14 protein-coding genes and 1 riboswitch are annotated in these 14,972 nt (G+C 70.0%); of the genes, 13 read left to right on the forward strand and 1 reads right to left on the reverse strand.

The features are described 5' to 3' along the window. Nucleotides 1–4: 4 nt before the first annotated feature. On the reverse strand, nucleotides 5–1,477 hold the full coding sequence (locus tag E6C76_RS20015) for a carbonic anhydrase (RefSeq protein WP_136350026.1): 1,473 nt from the start codon (nucleotides 1,475–1,477) through the stop codon (nucleotides 5–7). 127 nt (nucleotides 1,478–1,604) lie between these two features. Continuing rightward, a riboswitch (TPP riboswitch) is annotated at nucleotides 1,605–1,704 on the forward strand. A gap of 87 nt (nucleotides 1,705–1,791) precedes the next feature. Here E6C76_RS20015 and thiD point away from each other — a divergent pair. The 13 genes from thiD (at nucleotide 1,792) to mgtE (ending at nucleotide 14,665) form a co-directional block, all read left to right on the forward strand. Further along, nucleotides 1,792–2,658 carry a bifunctional hydroxymethylpyrimidine kinase/phosphomethylpyrimidine kinase gene (gene thiD, locus E6C76_RS20020; RefSeq protein ID WP_136350027.1) on the forward strand — a complete coding sequence of 289 codons (867 nt, stop codon included), beginning with the start codon at nucleotides 1,792–1,794 and terminating at the stop codon, nucleotides 2,656–2,658. A gap of 61 nt (nucleotides 2,659–2,719) precedes the next feature. Then, nucleotides 2,720–4,660 carry a phosphomethylpyrimidine synthase ThiC gene (thiC, locus tag E6C76_RS20025; protein WP_136350028.1) on the forward strand — a complete coding sequence of 647 codons (1,941 nt, stop codon included), beginning with the start codon at nucleotides 2,720–2,722 and terminating at the stop codon, nucleotides 4,658–4,660. Further along, nucleotides 4,657–5,358, forward strand: a complete 702-nt coding sequence (locus tag E6C76_RS20030) for a hypothetical protein (protein ID WP_136350029.1) — start codon at nucleotides 4,657–4,659, stop codon at nucleotides 5,356–5,358. The genes thiC and E6C76_RS20030 overlap by 4 nt, the downstream gene beginning before the upstream one ends. A gap of 83 nt (nucleotides 5,359–5,441) precedes the next feature. After that, a complete protein-coding gene (locus E6C76_RS20035; RefSeq protein ID WP_136350030.1) occupies nucleotides 5,442–5,975 on the forward strand; it encodes a DUF2478 domain-containing protein in 534 nt (177 codons plus the stop codon). Then, nucleotides 5,972–6,235, forward strand: a complete 264-nt coding sequence (locus E6C76_RS20040; RefSeq protein ID WP_136350031.1) for a YkgJ family cysteine cluster protein — start codon at nucleotides 5,972–5,974, stop codon at nucleotides 6,233–6,235. Before E6C76_RS20035 ends, E6C76_RS20040 begins: the two co-directional genes overlap by 4 nt. Before the next feature lie 106 nt (nucleotides 6,236–6,341). Further along, nucleotides 6,342–6,923: a YqiA/YcfP family alpha/beta fold hydrolase gene (locus E6C76_RS20045; protein ID WP_136350032.1), complete on the forward strand. Its 582-nt coding sequence runs from the start codon at nucleotides 6,342–6,344 to the stop codon at nucleotides 6,921–6,923. Then, nucleotides 6,920–7,759, forward strand: a complete 840-nt coding sequence (locus E6C76_RS20050) for a class I SAM-dependent methyltransferase (RefSeq protein ID WP_136350033.1) — start codon at nucleotides 6,920–6,922, stop codon at nucleotides 7,757–7,759. The genes E6C76_RS20045 and E6C76_RS20050 overlap by 4 nt, the downstream gene beginning before the upstream one ends. Then, on the forward strand, nucleotides 7,756–8,634 hold the full coding sequence (rarD, locus tag E6C76_RS20055; RefSeq protein ID WP_230976336.1) for an EamA family transporter RarD: 879 nt from the start codon (nucleotides 7,756–7,758) through the stop codon (nucleotides 8,632–8,634). The genes E6C76_RS20050 and rarD overlap by 4 nt, the downstream gene beginning before the upstream one ends. Nucleotides 8,635–8,697: 63 nt before the next feature. Further along, the gene (locus E6C76_RS20060) at nucleotides 8,698–10,605 is read left to right on the forward strand and encodes a ribonuclease catalytic domain-containing protein (RefSeq protein WP_136350034.1); all 1,908 of its coding nucleotides are present in this window, start codon (nucleotides 8,698–8,700) and stop codon (nucleotides 10,603–10,605) included. A gap of 9 nt (nucleotides 10,606–10,614) precedes the next feature. Further along, complete coding sequence (locus E6C76_RS20065) at nucleotides 10,615–11,550, forward strand: TonB family protein (RefSeq protein WP_136350035.1); 936 nt, start codon at nucleotides 10,615–10,617, stop codon at nucleotides 11,548–11,550. Nucleotides 11,551–11,581: 31 nt separating this feature from the next. Next, nucleotides 11,582–12,415, forward strand: a complete 834-nt coding sequence (gene aroE / locus E6C76_RS20070) for a shikimate dehydrogenase (protein WP_136350036.1) — start codon at nucleotides 11,582–11,584, stop codon at nucleotides 12,413–12,415. Further along, nucleotides 12,412–13,104, forward strand: coding sequence for a monofunctional biosynthetic peptidoglycan transglycosylase (gene mtgA, locus E6C76_RS20075; protein WP_136350037.1), 693 nt, complete (start codon nucleotides 12,412–12,414; stop codon nucleotides 13,102–13,104). The genes aroE and mtgA overlap by 4 nt, the downstream gene beginning before the upstream one ends. Nucleotides 13,105–13,222: 118 nt before the next feature. Next, complete coding sequence (mgtE, locus tag E6C76_RS20080; protein ID WP_136350038.1) at nucleotides 13,223–14,665, forward strand: magnesium transporter; 1,443 nt, start codon at nucleotides 13,223–13,225, stop codon at nucleotides 14,663–14,665. Nucleotides 14,666–14,972: the final 307 nt, after the last annotated feature.

The following is a 14,972-nucleotide window of genomic DNA, read 5'->3' on the forward strand; positions in this document are numbered from 1 at the left end:
CGCTTCAGTGGCGCGACTCCAGCAGCATACGATCGTTCGCCGGCTGCACCGGCCGGGCGTTGCGCTCGTAGAGCCGCGAGAAGATCGTCAACTGCTCGCCGGACAGCGGCAGCGACTGCTTCATCACCACCCACAGCACGCCTTCGGTGCACGGCGGCTGGCTGAGCGAACCCATGAACAGGTAGTGCGCCGGGCTTTCCGGCAGCAGCGCCGAGAGGTCGATGCTCTCCGCCGGCATGTAGTGCTCGCCACGCTCCAGCGGCAGGTTGTTGAGCACCGCCTGCAGCACCGGATTGGCCTGTTCGCCGCGCTCCAGCGGCACCGCCAGCACGGCCCGCCGGCCATCCGCCGCGCGCAGATGGAAATGCGCGGCCATGTCGCTGGCACGCCCGTCCACGAGGATTTCCGAAGGGCGGTGAAACTGCAGGCTTTCCAGTTCGTAGCGCTCGCCGCGCACCTCCATGCCCATGCCGTCGCCGACCCGCACGACGAGATTGTTGCGCGTGCCCGCCACGCGGAAACGGGTCTGGCGGAAATCGAAGCGCACCGGCTCCAGGTCTACCGCGATGCCGTCGCGCAGATCGATCGGCGACTGGCGGTGCCCTTCCGCGCACGCGCTCCAGTCGGCACGCAGGCGCCCCCAGGTTTCCGGGCCGGTGGCGCCGTCGTAGGACCAGCCGGATTCCACGGTCAGCATCGTCGGCGTGGCGGCGCGCTCCGCCTGGGCCGCCGGTTGTGCGGACGGTGAAGCAGGCGCGGACCGTGCAGCGGGTGCGGCAGACGCGCGCGGCGCAGCGGATGCCCCACTGCGCGCGGGTGCCGGTGGCGCGGCCGACGTGGCGGGCACGGGTGCCGGCGCAGCGGCGGCCGGCTCGGCGCGGGCGAGGATGGCACGCTCGATCACGTCCGCCCCCCCGCCACTTTCCTGCACGCTGGCGGGGCGGACCTGCACGCCGCCAGCTGGATTCGCCGCCGCGTGCGCGCGCCCGGCGGCCGGTGGATTGGCAGTCGCCGCAGCAACGGCGCGGTCGGCCTGCGCGGCCACCTGGGCCAGATCGCCCATGGTCGGCGGGCGGCACACCTCGCGCCACATGCGTTCATCCACGCTGTTGCGCGCCACCATCACCAGACTCTGGTCGACCACGGTTTCCTCGCGCAGGATGCGGTTCTCGCTGTCGAGGTAGACGCGCCGGACGGTCTGGAAACCCCGGTTGTTGCAATCGTAGCGGTTGAGCGCCTTGACCGTGGTGTAGCCGATCTTGGCGGCCTCCTCGGCCGAGGCCACCAGGCGCCCCCAGGCCACCTTGGTGCCGCCGTCGGACTGGATGATGGTCGAGCGGTCGATTTCCACGCGGCGGTCGCGGTCGCGCATCACCACCGCCCAGTCGTCGGCCAGCGCCGGCGGCGCCTGCACGGCGCCCGCGAGGAGCAGCAGAAAGGTCGTCCGGCGCAGTGCCGGAAAGCGTTGCGAAGTCATGAGAGGGTCCGGTTCATGGCCACGGTCAGGTCTACCTTCGGCCGCGACGCGCCGGGCTTGAGCACGAAGCACATATTTTCACGGATCCGCCGGCTTGCCTTCACCCCGTCCATCCAGTATCGTGCCCCGCTACCGTTGGGGGTGCCCGCCGTCGCGCGGCGGGCTGAGAGAGTCCCTTGGAACCTGATCCGGGTCACACCGGCGTAGGGAAACGAGTCCATGTCCGCATTGCATCCATTGCTTCGTCCGCCGGCCAGCGCGCCGTCATCCGCCAACCCGCGCGGCCTGCCCGCGCCCATTCGGGAGGGCCGGCGATGAACGCGGCACGTTCCCCGGCTTCGGCCTCAAATTCCACCATTCCCAACGCGCTGTCCATCGCCGGCGTCGACCCGTCCGGCGGCGCCGGCGTGCATGCCGACCTGAAAGCCTTTTCCGCGCTTGGCGCCTACGGCTGCGGCGTGGTCGCCGCGCTCACCGCGCAGAACACCCGGGCGGTCACCGGCGTGCATGTGCCGCCCACCGATTTCCTGCGCCTGCAGATCGACACCCTGTTCGCCGACGTGGCCATCCACGCCACCAAGATCGGCATGCTGGGCAGCGCGGAAGTCACCGCCGCGGTGGCCGACCGCCTGCACCACTGGCAGGCCGCCAACGTGGTGGTGGACCCGGTGATGGTGGCCAAGAGCGGCGACACCCTGCTGGAGAAGAAGGCCATCGCCATGCTGCGCGAGGCCCTGCTGCCGCTCGCCCGGGTGATCACCCCGAACCTGCCGGAAGCCGGCGTGCTGCTGGAAGCGCGCGCGCCGGAATCGGTGAAGGAAATGTACCGCGCCGCCGAACGCCTGCGCGACCTGCTGCCGCACAGCGGCGAGCGCTGGGTGCTGCTCAAGGGCGGCCACCTGCCGGGCAGCGAGGTGGTGGACCTGCTGTTCGACGGCGACCGCATGGTCGAACTGCCTGCGCCGCGCATCGACACGCCCAACACCCACGGCACCGGCTGCACGCTCAGTTCCGCCATCGCCGCGCTGCTGCCGCAGCGCGCCCGGGCCCTGCACCCCGTGGAAGCCGCCGTGCGCGACGCGCGCCAGTGGCTGCTCGCCGCCATCGCCCACGCTCATGAACTGGCGGTGGGCGGCGGACACGGGCCGGTGCATCACTTCCACGCGCTCTGGCGCAAATAAGCCGTACAACCAATGCAACGCGCCACGGCGCGATGCCGCCACACCCTGTCGGAGAGAGACCATGAACGCCAAGGAACAATTCGTCGCCGCCCAGGCGCGGGTGGATGAAGCCGCCGTCGCCCCGCTGCCCAATTCACGCAAGATCTACGTGCAGGGCTCGCGCCAGGACATCCGCGTGCCGATGCGCGAGATTTCCCAGGCCGATACCCCGGCCTCCTTCGGCGCGGAGCCCAATCCGCCGATCACCGTATACGACTGTTCCGGTCCCTACACCGACCCGGCCGCGCGCATCGACATCCGCTCCGGCCTGCCGGCGCTGCGCCAGGCATGGATCGAGGAACGCGGCGACACCGAGGTGCTCCCCGGCCTGTCTTCCGAGTACGGCCGCGCGCGCGCCGCCGATACCCGGCTGGACGCCCTGCGCTTCCCCGGCCTGCACCGCAAGCCGCGCCGCGCCAGGGCGGGCGCCAATCTCAGTGGCAATGTGACGCAGATGCACTACGCCCGCCGGGGCATCGTCACGCCGGAGATGGAGTTCATCGCCATCCGCGAGAACCTGCGCCGCGCCGAGTACATCGCATCGCTGAAGAACGCCGGCCCCACCGGGCAGAAGATGGCCGCCATGCTGACCCGCCAGCATCCGGGGCAGAACTTCGGTGCCGCCTCATTTGCCAACCCTTCGGCGGAAATCACCCCGGAATTCGTGCGCGACGAGGTGGCGCGCGGCCGCGCCATCATCCCGGCCAACATCAACCACCCGGAAACCGAGCCGATGATCATCGGCCGCAACTTCCTGGTGAAGATCAACGCCAACATCGGCAACTCCGCGCTGGGCTCGTCGATCAGCGAGGAAGTGGACAAGATGACCTGGTCCATCCGCTGGGGCGGCGACACGGTGATGGACCTGTCCACCGGCAAGAACATCCACGAAACGCGCGAGTGGATCATCCGCAACTCGCCGGTGCCGATCGGCACCGTGCCCATCTACCAGGCGCTGGAAAAAGTGGATGGCAAGGCCGAGGAACTCACCTGGGAAATCTTCCGCGACACCCTGATCGAGCAGGCCGAGCAAGGCGTGGACTACTTCACCATCCACGCCGGCGTGCTGCTGCGCTACATCCCGCTCACCGCCAACCGCATGACCGGCATCGTCTCGCGCGGCGGCTCCATCATGGCCAAGTGGTGCCTCGCGCATCACAAGGAAAGCTTCCTCTACGAGCATTTCGAAGACATCTGCGAAATCATGAAGGCCTACGACGTAGCCTTCAGCCTGGGCGACGGCCTGCGCCCCGGCTCCATCTACGACGCCAACGACGAGGCCCAGCTGGGCGAACTCAAGACCCTGGGCGAACTCACCGACATTGCCTGGAAGCACGACGTGCAGGTGATGATCGAAGGCCCCGGCCACGTGCCGCTGCACCTCATCAAGGAGAACATGGACCTGCAGCTGGAGTGGTGCAAGGAAGCGCCCTTCTACACCCTGGGGCCGCTGACCACCGACATCGCGCCGGGCTACGACCACATCACCAGCGGCATCGGCGCGGCCACCATCGGCTGGTACGGCACCGCCATGCTGTGCTACGTGACGCCCAAGGAGCACCTGGGCCTGCCCAACAAGCAGGACGTCAAGGAAGGCATCATCACCTACAAGCTCGCCGCCCACGCCGCCGACCTCGCCAAGGGCCACCCCGGGGCGCAGATCCGCGACAACGCGCTCTCCAAGGCGCGCTTCGAATTCCGCTGGGAAGACCAGTTCAACCTTGGCCTGGACCCGGACAAGGCGCGTGAATTCCACGACGAAACCCTGCCCAAGGAATCCGCCAAGGTCGCCCATTTCTGCTCCATGTGCGGCCCGCACTTCTGCTCCATGAAGATTACCCAGGACGTGCGCGACTTCGCCGCCCAGCAAGGCATCGCCGAGGACGAGGCGCTGAAGAAGGGCATGGAGACGAAGGCGGTGGAGTTCGTGCGCACCGGCGCAGAGGTCTATCACAAGGCGTGAACACCCCCGCCCGCCGGCTGCGTGCCCACCTGCACGACCCCTCCGGCGGGCTGGGCTATCACCTGCGCGCGTGGCGCTTCCGGCACACGCTGTGGGCGCCGTTCGTCGCCGCCGCGCGGGCATGGCAGCGCGCCTGGACGCCCCCGGCGGACGAACTGGTGATCGTCGGCCCGTCCGCCGGCTACACCCTGGATGCCGATTTCCTCGCGCGCTTCGGCACCGTGCACGCACTGGAACCCGACCCACTGGCACGCTGGCTGCTCGCCCGCCGCTTTCCGGCCGTACGCTGGTGCGTCGGCACACTCGACTGTCTGGCCGACGCGCATGGCCCAGCTGCGCTGGCGGCGGACTGGCCGCGCGCCGCCGTGCTGTTCTCCAACGTGCTCGGCCAGGCCCTCGAACCCTCCCTGCTGCCCGCCTGGCGGCAGGCCGCCGGCGAAGCCCTGCGGGCGCATCACTGGGCCAGCTACCACGACGCGCTGTCCGCCGGCCACGCCCCGCAGTGCCTCGCTTCCCTGCCCGATCCCGCCGCCACCCCGGACACAGCCGCGCTCGCCCGCGCGCTCTGGCATGGGGCGCCGGAAGTCATCGACCACGACACCTTCGGCCTCGCCCCGCAGAACCGGCAACTGGCCTGCTGGCGCATCACGCCGCGACGCTGGCAAATCGTCGAATGGGGCTGCCACGCGCCGGGCTGAGGCAGGCGCTGCCGCGGGGGGATTGGGCACGCAGTGCCACGGGTGCGACAATGGCGTCTTCCCGACTGCCCCCGCTCCCCATCATGAGCGCCGCCCTGCCCATCGCCGCCATCGTCCATCCGCCCAAGCGCGACGCCGGCCCCTTTCTGCGCGAAGCCGCCTTCGCGCTGGCCGCGCGCGGGGTGGTTCTGGGCGGCGTGCTGCCGGTGCTGCCCGATGCCGCCGCGGCGGAATCCTGCGCGCTGGAACTGGAAGACGTGATCAGCGGCGAACGCTTCCACCTCACCCAGAACCTGGGCAGCGGCTCCACCGCCTGCCGGCTCGACCCCGGCGCCCTGGCTGGCGCGGCCGCTGCCGCGCGCCGCGCGCTGGACGGCGGCGCGCAACTGCTGCTGTTCAACAAGTTCGGCGCGCTGGAAGCCGCCGGCCAGGGCCTGCGCCAGGAAATGGGCCAGGCCGTGGTGCGCGGCACGCCGGTGCTGACCACCGTGGCCGAACGCTTCGTGCCGGACTGGCAGGCTTTCACCGGCGGACGCGCCACGCTGCTGCGGCTGGACGATCTGGACGCGGTGCAGGCCTGGTGGCAAACCCTGCGCACAACGGCAGCGGCTGGATGAGCACCGCCGGCCACTGCCGGCCGGGCTGCGCGGCGTGTTGCGTGGCCCCGTCGATCTCCTCGCCGATTCCAGGCATGCCCCACGGCAAGCCCGCGGGCGTGCGCTGCGTGCAGCTGGACGCACGCGGACTGTGCCGGCTGTTCAGCGATCCACGCCGGCCCGCGGTCTGTTCCAGCCTGATGCCTGAACCCGAGATGTGCGGCACGGATGCCGCCGCCGCGCACGCCTGGCTCACCCGCCTCGAAAGCCTGACCGCCTGAGCCGGATACAGCCGCCGCCGGCAGTGCGCGCCAACTGTACGCCCCGCCTGCCGCCGCCCCGGCTACACTGGCGGCTTGCGCTGTTCCGTCCGTCCCCCGCCCGGCGATGATTCTCTACCTGCACGGCTTCCGTTCCGCCCCGGCCTCCATCAAGGCCACCACGCTGCGCCGGCACATGGCCGAACGCGGACTGGCCGAACGCTTCTGGTGCGAGCAACTGCCGGTGTCCCCGGCCGCCGCCATCGCCTTCATCGAAGAACGCATCGCCCAAGCGCGCGCCACCGACCCGCAGCACCCGCCCACCCTGGTGGGCAGTTCGCTGGGCGGCTACTACGCCACCTGGCTGGCCGAACGCCACGGCCTGCGCGCGGTGCTGGTGAACCCGGCGGTGGTCGCCGCGCTGTCGCTCGAACCCTGGCTGGGCTGGCAGGAGAACCTGTACACCGGCGAACGCTTCGAACTCACCCGCGCCCACCTGGACGAACTGCGCGCGCTGGAAACCCCTCGCCTGACACACCCGCAGCACTTCTGGCTGCTCGCCGAAACCGGCGACGAAGTGCTCGATTACCGCGATGCGGTCGCCAGATACGCCGGCGCCCGGCAGACCGTGCTGCCCGGCGGCGACCACGGCTTCTCGCGCTGGAACGACTACCTCGACGACATTCTCACTTTCGCCGGCCTGCGATGACTTCCACACCCAGCTTCGACACCCGCCGCTTCAAGGATCAGGAGCGCCGGGGCTTCAACCGTATTGCCACGGCCTATGCCGACGGCGCCGGCGCGCGCGCCGCGCTGGCCCAGGCGCTGCTCGACGCCGCCGCGCTGGCCCCCGGCCTGCGCGTGCTCGACCTCGCCAGCGGCCCCTGCCTGCTGGCCCGCGAGGCCGCCGGGCGGGTGGCACCGGATGGTCTGGTGGTTGCCAGCGATCTCGCCGAGGGCATGCTGGCCGAAGGCGCGCGGCGTGCCGCTGAATCGCAGCGCCCCGTGTGCGTGGCCGCCGACGCCGAACGCCTGTGCCTGCCGGACGGCGGCTTCGACCGCGTGCTGGCCGGCCTGGCGCTGTTCCTCTTTCCGCACCCCGAGCGCGCGCTGGCCGAGGCCCGCCGCGTGCTGCGCCCCGGCGGCCGGCTGGTGCTGTCGGTGTGGGGCGCACGCGGCGAGGTGCCGCTGATCGAATGCGCGCTGGCCTGCCTGGCCCGCGTACTGCCGCCGCCGCGCGTGGCGCGCCCTTCGGTGCAACGCTATGGCGATGCGGCGGTGCTGCACGACACGCTGGCAGCCGCCGGCTTCCACGGCGTCGAACTCCTCCCCTGCGAGTTCACCTGCCGCTTCGCCGACGCGGCGGCCTACTGGAACGCCTTTCTCAGCCTCGCCGGCGGCGCGGCCGAAGCGCTCGCCCAGCACCCGGCGGACGTGCACGCCCGCTTGGCCGCCGAGGCCGCCCACGAACTCGCCCCGTACCGCGATGCCGGCGGCGGCTACAGCGTCCCGGCCCGTACCCTGATCGCCTCGGCGCGTCGATGAGCGAGCGCACCCGCAACGGCATTCTCGCCGGGCTGGCCGCGTTCACCATCTGGGGGCTCGCGCCGCTGTACTTCAAGGCGGTCGCCAGCGTGCCGCCGATGGAGGTGGTGGCCCACCGGGTGATCTGGTCGGCGCTCTTTCTCGCCGCGCTGCTGGCCTGCTGGCTGGGCTTCGGCGGCCTCGCGCGGCTGCGTGCCCAGCCGCGCCTGGTGGGCCTGCTGGCGCTCACCGCCACGCTCACCGGCGGCAACTGGCTGGTGTTCGTCTGGGCCATCTCGGCGGACCGCCTGCTGGAAGCCAGCCTGGGCTACTTCATCAATCCGCTGGTCAGCGTGCTGCTCGGCCGGCTGTTTCTCGGCGAGCGCCTGCGCCCGCTGCAACAGCTCGCCGTGGGCCTGGCCTGTGCCGGCGTGCTGTGGCGCATCGGCCAGGTGGGCACGCCGTGGATCGCCCTGTTCCTCGCCCTCACCTTCGGTTTCTACGGCCTGCTGCGCAAGCGCGCGCCGGTCGATGCGGCCACCGGGCTGTTCGTCGAGACGCTGATTACCGCGCCGCTGGCGCTCGGCTACCTGCTCTGGCTGGGCGCGGCCGGCACCCTGTCGTTCGGCCACGGCGCGCATACCGACTGGCTGCTGCCCATCGCCGGCGTGCTCACCGCGGTGCCGCTGATGCTGTTCGCCGTGGGCGCGCAGCGCCTGCCGCTGTCCACCGTGGGCTTCCTGCAATACCTTGCGCCCACGCTCAACTTCCTGATCGCCGTGCTGGTGTTCCGCGAGCCCTTCGATGCCGGCCAGCTGATTGGCTTCGTGCTGATCTGGGTGGCCCTCGCGGTGTATTCGGCCGACATGCTGCGTGCCGGCCGGCCGCGCCGATGAGCCGGGTGGCGCGGGCATGAATCCGGTACACTAGCCGGCTTGCTCAATTTCCGGCGGTCGCAGATGTTCGTGCTGTTCGAGGAGGACGGGGCCTTCAAGGCCGGGACCGTCCTGGCTGATAACGACACCTCCCTGCAGGTGGAAAACACCCACGGCAAACGGGTCAAGCTCAAGCGCGCGCAAGTGCTGCTGAACTTCCGCGAACCCGCGCCGGGCGACCTGCTGGCGCGCGCCGAGGCCGACGCCGAGCAGCTCGACACCGAATTCCTCTGGGACGTGTGCGGCGACGACGAATTCGCCTTTGCCGAATTCGCCGCCGAATACTACGGCCACCCGCCCTCGCCGGTGGAGGCCGCGGCCGTGCTGCTGCGCCTGCATTCGGCGCCGATGTATTTCCACCGCAAGGGCAAGGGGCGCTTCCGCAAGGCGCCCGAGGACATCCTGCGCGCCGCGCTGGCCGGGCTGGAAAAGAAGCGCCAGCAGGCCATCGCCATCGACCGCATGCGCGACGAACTGCTCGCCGGCCGCCTGCCGGCCGAGTTCTCCGGCATGCTGGCGCAGCTGCTGTACCGCCCGGACCGCAACCGCCCCGAGGTGAAGGCCCTGGAAGCGGCCTGCGTGGACGCCGGCCTGTCCGCCGCCCGCCTGCTGCTGCGCTGCGGCGCGCTGGCGAGCAGCTACGAGTTCCACTACCACCGCTTCCTGTTCGAGAACTTCCCCGAGGGCACGGCCTTTCCGCCCTTCGACGCACCCGTGCTGCCCGCCGACCTGCCGCGCGCCGAGGTGGCCGCGTTCTCCATCGACGACGCCACCACCACCGAGATCGACGATGCCTTCTCGGTGACTCCGCGCGCCGGCGGCGGCTGGCGGGTGGGCATCCACATCGCCGCGCCCTCGCTGGGCTTCGCGCGCGGCTCGGCGCTGGACGGCATCGCCCGCCGGCGGCTGTCCACCGTCTACATGCCGGGCAACAAGATCACCATGCTGCCCGACGAAGTGGTGGAGTGCTTCACCCTGGCCGAGGGGCGGGACTGCCCGGCGATCTCGCTGTACCTCGACGTCAATGCCGACCTGTCGGTGTCCGAGCAGCACAGCCGCATCGACCTGGTGCCCATCGTCGCCAACCTGCGCCACCACGACATCGAACCGGTGTTCAACGAGCACACCCTGCACAACGGCGGGCCGGATTTTCCGTGGAAGCGCGAGCTGACCGTGCTGTGGGATCTGGCCACCGTGCTGGAGGCCGGACGCGGCAAGGCGGCGGCCAACCAGAATCAGGTGGACCACAGCTTCTACGTGGATTGGACCACCGACACCGCAGACGGCCCCGGCTACGTGCGCATCGGCCAGCGCCGGCGCGGCTCACCGATGGACAAGCTGGTGGCCGAGATGATGATCCTGGCCAACTCCACCTGGGGCAAGCTGCTCGACGAGTGCGACGTGCCCGGCCTGTACCGCGTACAGAGTGGCGGCAAGGTTCGCATGACCACCGTGTGCGGCCCGCACGAGGGCCTCGGGGTGGATGGCTACGCCTGGTCCAGTTCGCCGCTGCGCCGCTACGTGGATCTGGTGAACCAGTGGCAGCTGATCGCCGTGCTGTCCGGCACCGAGCCGGCCTTCGCACCCAAGTCCACCGACCTGATGGCCGCGCTGCGCGATTTCGAACTCACCTATGCCGCCTACGCCGAATTCCAGCGCCAGATGGAACGCTACTGGTGCGTGCGCTGGCTGCGCCAGGAGGGCCTGAAGGAAGTCGAGGCCGTCGTGGTGCGCGACAACCTGGTGCGCCTGGACGCCGTGCCGCTGCTCTTCAAGGTGGCCTCGCTGCCGCTGCAATATCCCGGCAGCCGCGTGAAGCTCGCCATCGAGGGCAGCGACGCGCTGGACGTGGAAGTGCAGGCGCGCTACATCGCCACCCTGTCGGAGCCCGAACCCGGCGAAAACGGTCTGTCGATCTTCGAAGGATCGTAAAATCCCCCCATGCCGACCCAAGCGCCCGCCTCCGTCCGCCCGCCCGCATCCGCGCCCGCGGCGGCCGGCGCCGGCACCGGCGTGGCCCCCTGGCGACGCCACAACCGGCGGCTGGCCTTCGCCCTGCTGTTCTCGCTGCTCGCCCACGGCCTGCTGTTCGCCGTGCATTTCCGCATGCCCGATCCGCCCAAGCGCCCGGACCGCGACCGCGGCCTGGAGGTGGTGCTGGTCAATGCCCGCCATCTCACCCCGCCCGAACGCGCCGACGTGCTGGCCCAGGCCAACATGGACGGCGGCGGCACCGTGGAGCACGACGCCCGCCCGACTTCGCCGTTGCCCCCGCAGGCCGCCCAGCGCGACGGCGATGCGCTGGTGAATGCCCGCCGGCGCGCCGAGAGCGTGCAGGCGCCACGCCAGCAGACCCTGACCGCGCCCGCCGCGCCGGCTCCCGAGGTACGCAGCACGCCCGCGCAGGAAAACCCGCGCCCCGCGCCGCCGCAGGTCTCCGGCCTGGACCTGCTCGACAGCGCCGCGGCAATGGCCCGCCTGGAAGCGCAGATCGAACGCGATCTGCAGGAATACTCCCGCCGCCCCCGGCGCATGTCCATCGGCGCGCGCGCGCGCGAATATCGCTTCGCCCAGTACGTCGAGGACTGGCGCCAGAAGGTCGAGCGCGTGGGCACGCTCAACTACCCCGACGCCGCGCGCGGCAAACTGTACGGCAGCCTGATGATGACCGTCACCCTGCGCGCCGACGGCTCGGTGGAATCGGTGGCGGTGGTGCGCTCCTCCGGCCATCCCGTGCTCGACGAGGCCGCCCAGCGCATCATCCGCATGGCCGCGCCCTTCGCCCCCTTCCCGCCCGACATCCGCCAGGACATCGACCTGCTGGAAATCACCCGCACCTGGACGTTCACCAACGCTGACCAGATGCGCTCCAACTGAGGCCGCCGCCACGTCACCGCCCACCATGACCATGGATCGCTACGCCGTCGTCGGCCACCCCATCGCCCACAGCAAGTCGCCCGCCATCCATGCGGCCTTTGCCGCGCAGACCGGCCAGGCGCTGCGCTACGAGGCCTTGCTGGCGCCGCTGGACGGCTTCGCCGCCACGGTGGCGGCCTTCCGCGCCGAAGGCGGGCGCGGCATGAACGTCACCGTGCCGTTCAAACTGGAAGCCCACGCACTGGCCGACCGCCTGAGCGCGCGCGCCGAGGCCGCCGGCGCGGTGAACACGCTGGCCTTCGGCGCCGACGGCATCCTCGGCGACAACACCGACGGTGCCGGGCTGGTGCGCGACATCATCGGCAATCTCGGCGTGGCGCTGAACGGCCGGCGCATCCTGCTGCTCGGCGCCGGCGGCGCCGCGCGCGGCGCCATCCTGCCGCTGCTCGGCGAGCGCCCCGCCGCGCTGACCATCGCCAACCGTACCGCGTCGCGCGCGGAAGAACTGGCCAACACCTTCGCCGCGCTCGGCGGCGGCATGCCGATCCGCGCTTGCGGCTTCGCCGAACTGGCCGGCCAGTCCTTCGACGTGGTCATCAACGCCACCGCCGCCAGCCTGGCCGACCAGGCCCCGGATCTGCCGCCCGGCCTGTACGCCGGCGGCGCGCTGGCCTACGACATGATGTACGGACGCGGCGACACGCCCTTTCTGCGCGCCGCACGCGCCGACGGCGCCGCCCGGCTGGCCGACGGGCTGGGCATGCTGGTCGAGCAGGCGGCGGAAAGCTTCCTGCTGTGGCGCGGGGTGCGCCCCGACACCGCACCGGTGCTCGCCGACCTGCGCGCCGGGCTGGCCGGCGGATGAAGCGTTTCGGCCGCCTGGCCGGGCGGGCGGTCCTCGCCCTGGTCCTGCTGGTGCTGCTCTGGCAGGTCTGGCTGTTCGCCCAGGTATTGTGGTGGAGCCGCGTCGATCCCGGCAGCACCGCCTTCATGCGCCAACGCCTGGCCGAACTGCGCAAGGAAGACCCCAAGGCCACGCTGGACTACCGCTGGGTGCCCTACGAGAACATCTCCGCACATCTGAAGCGCGCCGTGGTGGCCGCCGAGGACGACCGCTTCATGGAGCATTCCGGTTTCGACTGGGTGGGCATCCAGCGCGCCATGGAGCGCAACCAGCAGCGCGGACGGGCCGCTGCCGGCGGATCGACGATCACCCAGCAACTGGCCAAGAATCTGTTCCTGTCGTCCTCGCGCAGCTATCTGCGCAAGGGCCAGGAGGCCGTGCTGACGGTGATGATCGAAACCACCTGGAGCAAGAAACGCATCCTGGAGGTCTATCTGAACGTCGCCGAATGGGGTAACGCCGTGTATGGCGCGGAGGCCGGCGCGCAACGCCATTTCGGCGTTTCCGCGGCCCGCCTGGGGCCGGTGGAAGCCGCGCGCATGGCGGTCATGCTGCCCGCGCCGCGACGCTATGAACGCCAGTTCGGTCCGCAGCTGGCGGCCCATGCGGAGCGCGTGCGCGCGCGCATGGGGTACTCGCAGATTCCCTGAACGGAAAAATCGCGCACCGCCCCATTTCGTCACCTTTTCGGGGTCGCGCCGTTGGGGGGAAAGCCCGTAGAATTCGGGCTTCCGGATTTTCCCGCAGCACCGGTTCCCGCGAGCGCACATGACCCAGGAAGAGGAACGCCACCCCGACGACGTACAGCAGCACCTGCGTGAAGTGCAGGAGCTGCTGTCGCGCCACAAGCTGGTGGAAAACCTCGTCCATCGACAGGACATGCCGCGTCACGATCTGGTCGAGAACCTGGTGCACAAGCAGCATCTGGCCGAGTTGCAGGCCCGCCTGGACGAACTGCACTCCGCCGACATCGCCTACATCCTGGAAGCCCTGCCGCTGGACGAGCGCCTGTTCGTCTGGGACCTGGTGAAGGCCGAACGCGACGGCGAAATCCTGCTGGAAGTCTCCGACGCGGTGCGCGAGTCCCTCATCGAGATGATGGACCCGCACGAGCTGAAGGCGGCGGCCGAATCGCTGGACGCCGACGAGCTCGCCGACCTGGCGCCGGATCTGCCGCCCGAGGTCATCCAGGACGTCTTCCAGTCCCTCGACAGCGAGGGCCGCGAGCAGTTGCGCGCGGCCATGTCCTACCCCGAAGACTCGGTCGGCGCACTGATGGATTTCGACATGGTGACGGTACGCGAGGACGTCACCCTGGAAGTGGTGCTGCGCTACCTGCGCCGCTTCGACGAACTGCCGGACCACACCGACAAGCTCTTCGTGGTGGACCGCGAGGAGCACCTGCAGGGCATCCTCAGCCTGGAATCGCTGCTCATCAACGACCCCGACCTGGAAGTCAGCGAGGTGATGCGCCGCGAGATCATCATCAGCTTCCAGCCCGACGACGACGCCGACGAGGCCGCGCAGGCCTTCGAACGCTACGACCTGATCTCGGCCCCGGTGGTCGACGGCGAGAAGCGCGTGATCGGCCGGCTGACGGTGGCCGACGTGGTGGACTTCATCCGCGAGGAAAGCGAGCACGAAATCCTCGCCCACGCCGGTCTGCGCGAGGAGGAAGACATCTTCGCCTCGGTGTGGGATTCGGTGAAGAACCGCTGGGCCTGGCTGGCGGTGAATCTGGTCACCGCCTTCATCGCCTCGCGGGTCATCGGCGCCTTCGAGGGCTCTATCGAGAAGCTCGTCGCGTTGGCCGCGCTGATGCCCATCGTCGCCGGCATCGGCGGCAACTCGGGCAACCAGACCATCACCATGATCGTGCGCGCCATCGCCATGGGGCAGGTCGCGCAGGACGCGCGCAACCGCCTGCTGAAGAAGGAACTGGGCGTGGCGCTGATCAACGGCCTGGTGTGGGGAAGCCTGCTCGGCGTACTGGCCTGGTGGCTGTACGACAGCGCCTCGCTGGGCCTGGTAATGACCGCCGCGATGACGCTCAACCTGCTGCTCGCCGCCACCGCCGGCGTACTGATCCCGATGATCCGCATCCGCCTGGGCGCCGACCCGGCGATCGGCAGTTCGGTGATGATCACCGCGCTCACCGACTCCGGCGGCTTCTTCATCTTCCTCGGCCTGGCGACCCTGTTCCTGCTCTGACCCGCCGCAGCCGGCGCCTATCCAGCGGGTTCTCCTCTCAGCGGGTCAATCCATACTTAAAAAGCACACCGAAAACGCATCCTGCTTGGCGTTTCTGGTGTGCTTTATCGTTTCTGCTGCTTGGGGTGGCAGAAGGAGATTCGCCCCGACTGGCTTTTTCAGCTGCTAGTTTTTCTGACTGTAGACGAACTGAAGCCCGCTTGCTGTTTGTGCTGAGCAAGCGGGCTTGGTATGTGGTTAGTCTGACGATGACCTACTTTCGCGAGGGGAGCCTCACTATCATCGGCGCGTTCTCGTTTCACGGTCC

This window comes from Pseudothauera nasutitermitis (assembly GCF_004801295.1).
Lineage (GTDB): Bacteria > Pseudomonadota > Gammaproteobacteria > Burkholderiales > Rhodocyclaceae > Pseudothauera > Pseudothauera nasutitermitis.